Below are 11,682 nucleotides of genomic sequence, written 5' to 3'. Positions count from 1 at the left end.
CCCCATGGAACGCATCCTTGAACCCGAAGTGATGGACACACCAGAGGAAGCCCAGGATTACGACGCCATGGACTTTACCGAAGTCAATACAGCCTTTGCCGAAGGCGTCGTTGCGCTGGGAATTCAAGCCGGACGGCTACTTGACGTGGGCACTGGCACGGCGCGAATTCCGATCCTCATTGCCGGGCGGCTGCCGGAAGTGCGCATCATCGCCGTGGATTTGTCAGCCGAAATGCTCAAGCTGGCCGCTCACAACGTGGCCCTGGCCGGCTTGTCGGCACAAATCGAGCTGCGCTTGACGGATGCCAAGGCACTTCCCTTTCCTGACGCCAGTTTTGACGTGGTGATTTCGAACAGTATCATCCACCACATCCCGCAGCCAGAACACGCACTTCGTGAAATTGCGCGCGTCGCCAAGCCAGAAGCTGCGCTTTTCATTCGTGACCTGCTTCGTCCGGCAACACCGGAAGCGGCTGACGCTCTAGTTGCGCAGTATGCGGCGGGTGAATCCCTGCGCCAGCAGAAACTTTTCCGGGACTCGCTCGGTGCGGCGCTCACGCTGGCGGAAATCCAAGCCGCCGCGCGCGAAGCTGGATTGACCGGCATCACCGTTACTCAGACGAGCGACCGGCACTGGACGCTCATACGGCCGCCTCGGCATTGAGCGCGCGCCGGTAAAGAAGAAAAAGCCCTGCGAGCCTCGAAAACGGACGTCGCAGGGCGTGGTCCAGCAAACTGCGCCAGGCGCTATGCCGTTGCCGGGTTGTCACCGGCGGCAACCGGTGGAATCAAGGGTTTGACGACCGCCGGGCGCAGCGCATCCGGCTTGGCGTCGTCGCGATCGCTGCTGCCAGTCGGCTCATCGTCATCGAGCGGGAGACCGGCAACCAACCGGCGAACCTGGATGGCATCGAGCGACTCGCGCTCTAGCAACGCCTCCGCCAGCCGAACGAGCGCGTCCTTGTTATCCAAAATGATTTGCCGCGCCCGATTGTATTGCTCCATGACGATTCGCTTGACCTCTTGATCAATCTTGATGGCCGTGTCTTCGCTGTAGTCTTGATGCTGGGCGATTTCACGTCCCAGGAAGATTTGCTCCTCCTTCTTGCCAAAGGTCAGCGGGCCTAACTGCGACATGCCAAACTCGCACACCATCCGCCGCGCCATTTCCGTGGCCCGTTCGATGTCATTCGACGCGCCAGTGGTGATGTGGTTGAGAAAGATTTCCTCAGCCAAGCGGCCACCCATCAAAATGGCAATTTGCCCTTCGATGTACTCACGGGTGTGCGAATAGCGGTCCGCTTCTGGCAGTTGCTGCGTGAGTCCCAGAGCCATGCCGCGGGGGATAATCGTAATCTTGTGAACCGGGTCGGCATTCGGCACTTTGATGCCAACCAGCGCGTGTCCGGCTTCGTGATAAGCCGTGTTGCGCTTTTCTTCATTTGACATCACCATCGAGCGCCGCTCGCTGCCCATGATGACCTTGTCCTTGGCCCACTCGAAGTCACGCATGGTAACAAACTTCTGGTTGTTGCGGGCCGCATTGAGCGCAGCTTCGTTGACCAGATTGGCCAGGTCAGCCCCGGTGAAGCCGGGAGTACCACGCGCAATCACGGAGATGTCCACGTCATCGCCCAGCGGAATCTTGCGCGTGTGGACGGCCAAAATTCCCTCGCGCCCCTTGACATCCGGGCGATTGACGACCACCCGCCGATCAAATCGCCCTGGACGCAGCAGCGCCGGGTCAAGCACATCCGGCCGGTTGGTCGAGGCAATCAAGATGACGCCGTCGTTCGACTCAAAGCCATCCATTTCAACCAGCAACTGGTTGAGCGTTTGCTCACGCTCATCGTGGCCGCCGCCCAGACCGGCCCCACGATGGCGACCCACTGCGTCAATTTCGTCAATAAAAATGATACAGGGGGCGTTTTTCTTGCCTTGTTCAAACAGATCGCGGACCCGCGACGCGCCCACGCCAACGAACATCTCAACAAAGTCAGACCCCGAAATGGAAAAAAACGGCACATTGGCTTCACCGGCCACCGCGCGCGCCAACAGGGTCTTGCCCGTACCAGGCGGGCCCATCATCAAAATGCCTTTCGGAATACGCCCACCCAGCTTCTGGAACTTCTGGGGTTCTTTGAGAAACTCGATGATTTCCTGAAGCTCTTCCTTTGACTCCTCGACGCCGGCCACGTCCTTGAAGGTAATGCGCTTGGCCTGGTTCGAGAGCAGACGCGCCCGACTGCGTCCGAAGGACAGGGCCTTGTTGCCGCTGCCCTGCATCTGACGCATCATCAGGAAAACGAATCCAATCAGCAGGAACACCGGCAGATAGTAGAGCAAGATGGTTAGCCAGATACCACTGGTGGCCGGCTTGCCCTGGACCTTGATGTCTTTTTCCGCCATGCGTTTCATCAGGTCGCCAGATACGTTAGCCACGATGTCCGTACGAAAGGGTTTCCCATTGACGTACTTGCCTGTGACTTCCGTATCCGAGATGACGGCTTCTTGGATTTCCTTGGCGTCAATCTTCTTGACCAAGGTCGCGTAATCGGGGTTGTCTTCCTTGAGTGGTCCGTTGCGATGGAGCAAGCTCCAGAACAACACGCCGCCAGCAATGATGACGATCCAAAGAACTACTTGTCGGACTGCCGTATTCAACGTCGCGCCTGCCTTTCCGTTTCGGTCGTCGGTTGTCTCTGTGTGGATGACCGAGAGATTCGGTTGAATAAGCTGTGACAGGCGTTGGGGCGCCTGTCGCGCATGGGAGCGTGAGTTTACACGAATGGCTTTTCCAAAGAAAAGTCATCGCGCGTTTTCCTGCGGCAGGCGGCGTGGCCTACCTACCTTCAATATAAGCTTAGGCGAACACGAGCGCATCAGCGACGCGCCGTACCGTGCGTCCGCCGGTCAAATCAAGACACTTTCCGACCGCGTCGGCGGCAAGGAGGGTTTGCTCGATGGCGTTGATGTGCCGAAACGCCACAGCCGGATAATCATCCTGTTGCGCGACCGTATGCAAGACCCTTCGACGGATCGCGGGCGGAAGCGCCGCCAACTCAGTGACCGGCAGCGCCAGTCGCCGGTCAACGCGGCGGGCATGTCGCTGCAACCACCCCTGCGCAACACTTGCCAAATAGTCACTATCCTCTCGCGCCTGTGCCGCCAGCCTAGCGAGCGACTCGCCCAAGCGTGGATTGAGCCGCGCCAGCTCTGGAATCACGATCTGGCGTAACCGATTGCGCGCCCGTGAGAGGTCGTCATTCGTCGCATCTTTGTGAAACCTTATGCCGTGCCGCTGCGCATAGGCTGCAATCCGGTGACGCGGGGTTGCCAGCATCGGACGGATCACCTGTACCGCCGACCCAGGCGCCAGCCGACGCACTGGAGCAATTGCGGTCAACCCGTCCAGGCCAGTTCCCCGTACCAGTCGGAGCAGAATGGTTTCAGCCTGGTCGTTCTGCGTGTGCGCGGTGGCCACAAACGCCGCGCCGAGGCGCTCGGCCGTCCGCTGGAGAAACGCATAGCGCACTCGCCGGGCAACGGCTTCCAGATTGCCGCCTTCGACGGCGACCAACCGGGCGACATCCACTTGCTCCACCGTCCAGCTCAAGCCCATCTGGTCAGCCGTTTCAGCCACCAACCGAGCATCCGCCGCTGACGCTGCCCCCCGCAACCCGTGGTCGAGATGGGCGACGTGCAGCCAGTTCCCGGCCGACCCTCGCCAAGCGGACAGCGCATGCAAAAGCGTCATCGAGTCAAGCCCGCCCGACACGGCCACCACCACGCCACGCTCTGGAAAACCAACCACGTGCCGCAGCCATTCGATATTGAGCGGGCTTCCGGCAGCTTGCCGCCTTCCACTTTGACGCGCCAAACGCTCAGTCGCCGACCGGGTGGACCTGTCACGCATCATCGAGGGATGGATAATCAAACGGGTGATTGGCGAGTACCGCGCGCATGTTGATTTGCCCAAGCAGGGTTTCAAGAAACGTCGAGAGCAGGTGGATAGTCTTGAGAAGCTCTTCAAGGTTGCGCGCTGACTGGACTTCGTCCAGGAAGCGGTCATATTCATCCCAATCCTTGTACATGAGGAACCGCAGCGATGTATCCCGAAAGAGCGTGATCCGCTCGATCAACGGCGCGACGGCAGTTTTGTCTGGTCTGGACTCAAAACGCCGCAAGTGGCAAAGCAACCGCCAGATGTCATCGCGCAAGTGGAGTGACTGTTCGAGTTTGGTCTGAAACATGTCAAAGGCGGCGGCGCCATCAAAAGCCGGGTCAAAGACGACTGCCAGCGCGACGAGTGATTGCTGGAAGCAATCGCGGAGCAAGCCATGGGCGTTTTCCGTCCGGGCGTAAATCGGTGGCGCTTGATGCAATTCGGCAAAGCCGACCAGTTCCCGCCCGTAAATCTTTTGAAGCTCCATTTCGAGCGCATACACCGTTGCGTCAAAAGCATCGGTGACATCTGGGAGGAGGTTGGGCAGCCGCATGGGGCGGGTTTCGATAAACTCGATCAGGGCCTCGGCCTCGGCCCGAACCAGGATAAAAATCGGCAACGTGCTCTTGAGCGGCCGGTCCTGGCGCAGGTCATCCTGGATAAAGTCCAGATAGCGGAGCAAACGGTAAAAACAACTAAAGATGTAACGTAAGTCTTGGCGCAGCGCCGGGTCGGGCAATGCGGCGACGAGCTTGTGCAAGGCGTCAGACCTGATTTCCGGCTTTGGCGTCACGATCATCTGGCGAACCGCCGGTTGGAAGCCACTCTGCTCAATAGATTGATTGAGTAATCGCCCGATCGCCGTAAAGGTATGACACCCGACTGGCTTGGCACGGATGAGGTCGTCAATAATGGTTCGGACATCAAACAGGGCTTCCGTCAGTTGATACAGCGCCGCCACCAATGGCGAACCAGCCACCCCCGGCATATCAGGGGTGGCCGATTTGGTTAGTCGCCCGGTATCGCCCTTGGCGATAGAAGCCTGAAGGAAAGTAATGACCTCCGTGGACAAATAATTCATCCGCAACACGGTCTGCCGAATGATGCGCAACTCTTCGGTGAAATCACGCTGCCTTAGAGCAGGACAACTCGACTCTGGAAGTGGATGAAGCTCAACTCGAAAAAAATGCCCCAGGCTCTGAACGAGCATGTCTAGTTCAAAAAGCCAGCGTTGCCCTGCACCCGCCAGCGAGGTTTCCGGGGCAAGTGGTGGCGGTGGGGCGATGACCGATGAAGCCGTATCTTCCACTACTGTAGTTGTGATGGATTGAACATCATTCATGGGTCAATGCCTGTGGGCTAAAGCTACCGTGCGGGTGACAGACAACCAACACCAAGCGTGGCAAGGCTGAAACATAATTCAAACGACTGAAGTTTGTATAGCACCCGTCTCCCACCAAGCCCAAGGCGCAGTTAGCGGGTTGGCGAAGCAAAAAAGTCAGTCAGACGACGCTTGAGTTCCAGTTTAGCGCGAAACAGGCGGGATTTGACCGTTCCGACTGCCACGCCCAAAATATCAGCAATTTCTTCACAACTCAGCCCGTCGTACTCTTTCATCACCAGCGTGTCCCGAAAGTCGGGGGGCAGCTCAACCAGCGCATCGCGCACCAGACGCGCGCGCTCGTTGAGCTCAAACACAGTATCGGGGCGCTCTACCGCAGTCGGCTCAACGGCTGGCAACGGCTCATCGTCGGGCGTCGTCGGTGAGGCTGCCATAACGCGGTGCTCACGGCGACGGGCATCACTGACCAAACGGTTGAAAGCAATGCGGTAGAGGTACGTTTTGACGGATGCCTCGCCGCGCCAACTGCCGGCGTGCTCGACCAGCGCGACAAAGACATCCTGGCACAGCTCCTCAGCGCGCGCGGGTGAGGATAACCGCCGCGCCAGAAAACGATACACGGGCGCCCGGTGGCGCTGATAGAGTTGTGTAAACGCTTGTTCGTCGCCCTGCTGGAAGGCGCGCAGCAGGTCCTCGTCTGTGTCCATGGCCAGCTCGCGGCAGATGCGCGATGTCGGGTTGAAGTACCGGCGGTTCTCGATGACGAACGACTCGGCTCGCAGGGCGGCCGGGTACGCTTACTTTTTGAACAGCTTGTCAAAGAAACCACCGCCCTTGGTGGATTTGATGGCTTCTAGTCCCTTACGCGCAACTTTCGAGTCTGGGTCCAGACGCAGGGCTTCATTGAACATTTTTTCAGCCTGAATGTTCATGCCGGCCCGGGCATAGAGCTGCCCCAGCGCCACCAGTGGGGCCGTGTTGAACTGGTCGAGTTCCGCAGCCTTTTTCAGGGCGTTTTCCGCATCCCGCTGCATTTTTGGGTGGGCAGCAAGTGTCGTCCCAAGCAATAGGTGGTAGCGGGCAGCGTCTGGATTGAGGGTCACGGCTTCACGGAGCAAGGTGACCGCCCCCACAAAGTCACGATTCGCAATTTTGGCGCGGGCGTCTTGAAAAGCCTTCTCGGCGCGAGCTTCACGTTGCGCCGTGGTCTCCCCGGCGAGCGCAGGCGAGGTGGGTGGTGGCAGCGGTGCACTTCCACGCGGCGATGGCGTCACCGCCGTCAGCGGCATCGGGGACAGCACGGTTGGCTTTTGACCACCATCTCGAATCGCCTCATAGGCCTCCGTGACCCGCGCGAAAACAGCATCTACTTGGCGCCGGGTCTCTAGTGTTGCGTTCAAATGGCGATCAGGGTGAAAATCTTTTGCCAACCGGTAGTAAGCATCTCGGATTTCATCGCGGGTGGCGTGCGGCGAGACACCCAGAATCTCATGCGGGTCGTTGGTGGTGTCAAGTCGGGCCTGCATCGCCAGCAGCATGTTTACGGCCTTGAGCGAGCCGGTTCGCTTGGCTGCCGCGTCCGCCACCTTTGGGGGGATCACCGGTGGCGCGCTCACGGCCTGCTCCACCACTTCGGCAGGAATTTCCATCTGCCCAGTTTCACGATTGACCACCGGGGCCGCTTGGCGCTCCAAAATTCCGGCGGAGATAAGTCCATACAGCGCCTGGAGCGTGGCATTGGGCGGACCGTTGACGAGCATCATCGCCTGCAAGACATTCATTGGAATGTTGATGCCTGCGATAAGCTGGCGCTCGATGGGCTTGAGTGAAAGTGATTGTGTCCGCAGCAACGGATTGCTCGATGGGCCGATCAGTCGGTTCAGGTCGCCCATGCCCCGCTGGATGATGCTAAAATCGCGGATGCGCCGAACGCCCTCCAAGACGATGTTGGCGGTTGAAAGTTCAAGCCGCAAATCGTCGGGCACCAGCTTTTCCTGTTTCGTGAATTGGTATTCCCCACTCGTCCATTCAAACAGCGAGTAGATGATACCCAGAATCTGAAAAGTTACAGCGTTTGACAGGTCGCGCTCCGAGACAATGCCCAACTCAACCAGCACGCGGCCAAATCTTTTTCCACGGCCCATGGCTTCGGAAGCGCGCAGAAAATCAGCCTGCGAGAGCAGCCCGTTGCGCATCATGCTTTCGCCGATGCGATCCGCGCGGTCATTGCTCCGCGCAAACACAATCGCCCCCAGCTCAAAGTAAATCGCCTTGCTGATGGCTTGCTGACGCACGACGAGTTCACCGCTCAGGCGGCGGGTGTAAATCCGCCGGATCACATCTGGCAGCCCATCTTGAACGAGATCACCTTGTAGAAGTGGACTTGTCACGGCGCGTTCCTCCGAAAAAGCCAGGGGAGCAGGCACGCATGCGCGGAGACCTGCGGCCCAGGCAAGTTAGCTCTACAGCACGTTAGTCAGTTTCGGCAGAGTCACTGTCCTTCCCCTTGAGAACCGGGTCGGAAAGCCGCGCTCGTTCGCCTTGGCGATCCGCCCCACGCAAAACGCCACTATCGTCCATCAAAAACGAGCGGCGGCCTGTCTCACGGTAACGCTCTGGCACGGCATGGATTTGAAAGGTTGGGGGAACGGCCTGATTGTTGACCAGCATTTCAATCCGATAGCCGCGGTACTGACCATCCGTGAGGCCCGTGATTTCACCCGCGCGGCGCAAGTCGGCTAGGGTTCCGAAGCGGTTTTGACCAACCCCCAGCGCATACCGGGCCTGGGCTTCTTGCAACTGGTCAAGCAAGGGGAGGATGGCCGCCTCATTGGCAGCAATGCGGACCTCGAACAAGCGATCCAGGTCAAATACATCATCCGTCTGTCCGCCAAACGTTGCCGCGTAAAGCGCCACAATCCGCCAGGTTTTGAGCTTCCGGTCGCGGGTCAGAATAACGTTGATAACGAGCGGCTGTGCCTCTTCAGTGTTGAGTGACGCGCGCAGCTCGACCGAAGCGAGGTTTTCCTCTGTCACATCCCGGAACGCGATGTTGCCAACGATGCGCGTTCCTGAGCGAAGCAACATCTCGCGTGCGCCAGTGCCGGTTGTAATGGACTCCACCCGGACGCCACGCTCAGCCAGCCGGCTCAGTGGATGGTCGCCCAACAGCGCCCGTCGAATGTCGTTGTAGGCCGCGTTATCATTGGTTGCCAGCGTAGAGAGTGTCGCTTGGGCGCGTTCGGTAAAAAACGCCCGGATGGCCGGGTCATCGCCCCGAAAGAAGGCCTCGACGCAGGCAGCGACAATATCCACCGGGCGCAGGTCGCGGGCGCGCTGCGCCGATGCTGGAACCGGCTTTGAGATAGCCCCTGGGCCAACCACCAAACCAGATGCGGTTGGTGACCCAGGCCGATGTCCAAAGGTCGGATTCACCAAACCGCATAACCCACTGAGTCCAAGGACAAAAACTGGGCGAAGAAGGTGGAAACGAAAGACTCGTGCTAGCGTTTGAATGAATGTGACAGGATGCATACGTATCATCATTATGGATTGCTCTAGTTGGTTTCAAGCTTGTATCTGGGCAATGATCTAGGCAATGTCATTTGACAGCGATGAGACAGACGTTCACCTTGCTTGTAGCGCATCCTGGAGCAACCCAGATGTGCAACGTTTCCAGGGGAAACACCAGGTTAACGCGGCGGTCCCAGACCCGGAAGCAAGTCAGTGTGCATGTGGAGGTAGAAAACCACCGTTTGGGTTGCCGCATCGCATGCCGTGCCATGTACGACCGAATCATTCGTTTGCGCGGAAGTGAAACGTACGAGCTTGCAACCCGCACTCGGTTTGGCTACGAACTCGACCCGAAGCATAACTTTGGCGTTGCGCTCGTCGTGCGGGCCTATGTCGTGGCCGAAGACTACAGCATTGACGACTTTGCAGCACTGGTCAAAAGTGAGTCCGCGCGTCGCAGCGAGGCCCAACAGTTTCGGGCGAGCTTTGCCCTTGACAGCCGTGACTTGGAAACCGATCCATCGCCCTCAACGACAGACTCGCCCCAGACGCAGGACGGAACGGAGTAAAATCAGTCATGGAAACCCTGACCCAACCGGCCGACCAGCTAGAAATGGCAGCCTCGCCGGAGACGACACAGCGCCCCCCTCTCGCCCCTGACCACCGCTTCACGCCCACGACCGAGCCTTTCCGGTGGGAGAACATACCGGTCACCGCCTACCAGCGCACGCCAGCCACGGCCGCTGACTTTGCCGGCATCACCCGGCAGACACTGTTCGGCCAGTCCGGTGAAACGATTGGCTTTGAAGTCCGCTACTTCGAGATTGCGCCCGGCGGATGGTCATCGCTTGAGTGCCATGGGCACGCGCATGCCGTCATTGGCTTGCGTGGCGTGGGTAAGGTGCTGCTGGGCGATACCGTTCAAACGCTTAGGTTTCTGGACCTGGCCTACATCGGCCCGAACTGCGTGCACCGATTGGTCAACGATGAACCTACACCCTTCGGGTTTCTGTGCATCGTGGATGCCAAGCGCGACCGTCCGCGCCGACTGCGCCCAGCGGATGTCCCCGACTTACTGACCAACCCGGCCCTGGCAGCCCTGATTCAGCGCGGGGGAGTCCAGGGCGCACCCCAGCCGACCCAGTCAGGCAAGACCACCTCACTGGATTAGCGTCCTAATGCATCCCATTTGGGGTTGAAGCGGCGGAGAACGAATACCACCCTACAGGCAAGCTTGGATGTCATGCGTGGCAGACTGACTCGAAATGTCTGTGCGCGCCTTGGCCATCGGCTCGCCCGCCACCGGGCGGCAAGCCGAATAAGCCGGACGGGACGGCCAAGCGTCATCGCCGACGGCGACGAATGATTGCTGTGGTACAGTTTGAGAACCTCTGTCTTGACACCTTTTTTAAACTGGTGCTAGGTTTTTTGAAAAACCTTTCTTCCAAGAAAAACAATGGTTTATGGGCAAGCGGCGAGCGACTCACGGGCTGGATGAACGTAGCCACGAGCTACTGCTAGCCTTGGTGCGCCTCCACATTGCCACTGGTGAGCCGATTGGCTCGCGGACGCTCTCCAAGCAGGCTGGGCAAACGCTGAGTCCGGCTTCAATCCGCAACATCATGGCGGACCTGGAAGAGCAAGGGTACGTCGTCCAGCCGCACACTTCAGCCGGCCGCGTTCCGACGGATCGCGGCTACCGCTACTATGTGGACAACCTCGTGGCGGACTTTGATGCGCGCCCATCACAGACGGATGAGGAAATCATCCAGCGCAGCCTATTCTCCGACCCCAACGTTACCAGCGAGGATGTGCTGGCGCGTGCCTCCCATGTGCTGTCAAACCTCTCCTCCCACGTAGGCGTCGTGTTGTCGCCGCCGCTCTCCCGCGACATCCTGCAACACATTGATTTCGTCAGGCTCGAAGCACGCCGTATCCTGGTCATCACCGTGTCGAGAACTGGGCTTGTGCGCAACTTTGTCGTTCGCGTGGATGAGGATATTCCCCTCGGTGAACTGGAACGGACGGCCAACTACATCGTCGAAAACTTTGCCGGGCGCAGCCTTGCCGACATTCGCGTGGAATTGCTCAAACGCATGTCGGAAGAAAAAAGCCTTTATGATCGGTTGCTCAAAAACGCCCTGGTGCTGTGCAATCAAGACCTTGGGACAAGTGCTTCGGAAACCGATGTGTATGTGGATGGGACGGTCAACATCCTCGACGCCCCAGAGTTTGCCAATACCGCCCGGATGCGAACCATCTTTCGCATGTTCGAGGAAAAAGGGCGCTTGGTCAAAATCCTCAACGCTTGCCTATCGCAAGCTGATACAACCAGTGGTATCGTCGTCCAAATTGGTACGGAGCATCACGTACCCGGATTGCGGGACTGTGCCATCGTCACGGCACCATACTACTATCGGCCTGATTCGGTTGGCAGCGTAACGGTGGTGGGTCCGATGCGCATGAGGTATGGGCGCGTCATGCGGCTGGTTGGCTACATGGCGAAAATGTTTAATCAACTTTTGAGTGATACGACCCAGTCCCCATTCCCCCCAGCACTCGTTGGACAACCAACCGGGCAGATTCAGGTCGTAAACTTGCCTAGTGGTGGACCTCCACGCAGTGTTAGATAAAAGCTGTTTGGAGCCAAACTGGGGCTGGTCGTCAAAAACGTATTGCGCAGTAGGCAGAAACCGGACGGGCGGTGCAAACACCGTTACCCAAACGAGCTGGCGCGACTGAAGCTAGCTGCGGACAAGTGCAATGCAAAGTCCTGTGACCTGGCCGAGCGGAAGGTCCACGACCTGAGGAGGATGGCACGGTGAATACGCCTGTTGGTAACGTCATGCCCAAGTTTGGCGTCAGGCCGTCGGTGCACCGC

At 58.7% G+C, this 11,682-nt stretch carries 10 protein-coding genes; 4 read left to right on the top strand and 6 right to left on the bottom strand.

From position 1 onward, the window contains the following. The first annotated feature begins 4 nt into the window (after nt 1-4). Nucleotides 5-664: a class I SAM-dependent methyltransferase gene (locus J8C06_RS04360; protein WP_211429565.1), complete on the top strand. Its 660-nt coding sequence runs from the start codon at nt 5-7 to the stop codon at nt 662-664. Nucleotides 665-747: 83 nt separating this feature from the next. Here the strand turns inward: J8C06_RS04360 and ftsH are convergent, their stop codons facing one another. From ftsH to J8C06_RS04330, 6 genes are all read right to left on the bottom strand, one after another. Then, the gene (gene ftsH, locus J8C06_RS04355; protein WP_246602083.1) at nt 748-2,664 is read right to left on the bottom strand and encodes an ATP-dependent zinc metalloprotease FtsH; all 1,917 of its coding nucleotides are present in this window, start codon (nt 2,662-2,664) and stop codon (nt 748-750) included. Nucleotides 2,665-2,863: 199 nt separating this feature from the next. After that, nucleotides 2,864-3,919, bottom strand: a complete 1,056-nt coding sequence (gene tilS, locus J8C06_RS04350; RefSeq protein ID WP_211429564.1) for a tRNA lysidine(34) synthetase TilS — start codon at nt 3,917-3,919, stop codon at nt 2,864-2,866. Further along, entirely contained in the window at nt 3,909-5,288 is a 1,380-nt protein-coding gene (locus tag J8C06_RS04345) for a hypothetical protein (protein ID WP_211429563.1), read from the bottom strand. The genes tilS and J8C06_RS04345 overlap by 11 nt, the downstream gene beginning before the upstream one ends. Nucleotides 5,289-5,419: 131 nt before the next feature. Then, complete coding sequence (locus J8C06_RS04340; RefSeq protein ID WP_211429562.1) at nt 5,420-5,995, bottom strand: RNA polymerase sigma factor; 576 nt, start codon at nt 5,993-5,995, stop codon at nt 5,420-5,422. Nucleotides 5,996-6,085: 90 nt separating this feature from the next. Continuing rightward, a complete protein-coding gene (locus tag J8C06_RS04335) occupies nt 6,086-7,678 on the bottom strand; it encodes a DUF4388 domain-containing protein (RefSeq protein ID WP_211429561.1) in 1,593 nt (530 codons plus the stop codon). Nucleotides 7,679-7,760: 82 nt separating this feature from the next. After that, complete coding sequence (locus tag J8C06_RS04330; protein WP_211429560.1) at nt 7,761-8,822, bottom strand: hypothetical protein; 1,062 nt, start codon at nt 8,820-8,822, stop codon at nt 7,761-7,763. Nucleotides 8,823-9,070: 248 nt separating this feature from the next. On the opposite strand from J8C06_RS04330, the gene J8C06_RS04325 reads away from it, so the two are divergent. From J8C06_RS04325 to hrcA, 3 genes are all read left to right on the top strand, one after another. Then, complete coding sequence (locus J8C06_RS04325; protein ID WP_211429559.1) at nt 9,071-9,370, top strand: hypothetical protein; 300 nt, start codon at nt 9,071-9,073, stop codon at nt 9,368-9,370. Between the two features lie 8 nt (nt 9,371-9,378). Next, a complete protein-coding gene (locus tag J8C06_RS04320; RefSeq protein ID WP_246602082.1) occupies nt 9,379-9,972 on the top strand; it encodes a cupin domain-containing protein in 594 nt (197 codons plus the stop codon). Nucleotides 9,973-10,264: 292 nt separating this feature from the next. Next, entirely contained in the window at nt 10,265-11,434 is a 1,170-nt protein-coding gene (gene hrcA / locus J8C06_RS04315; protein ID WP_211429558.1) for a heat-inducible transcriptional repressor HrcA, read from the top strand. Nucleotides 11,435-11,682 lie beyond the last annotated feature (248 nt).

It is taken from the genome of Chloracidobacterium validum, from assembly GCF_018304825.1.
Classification (GTDB): Bacteria; Acidobacteriota; Blastocatellia; order Chloracidobacteriales; family Chloracidobacteriaceae; genus Chloracidobacterium; species Chloracidobacterium validum.
The sequence above is the reverse complement of the archived record's forward strand: the minus strand, read 5'-3'. Positions and strand labels throughout refer to the sequence as shown.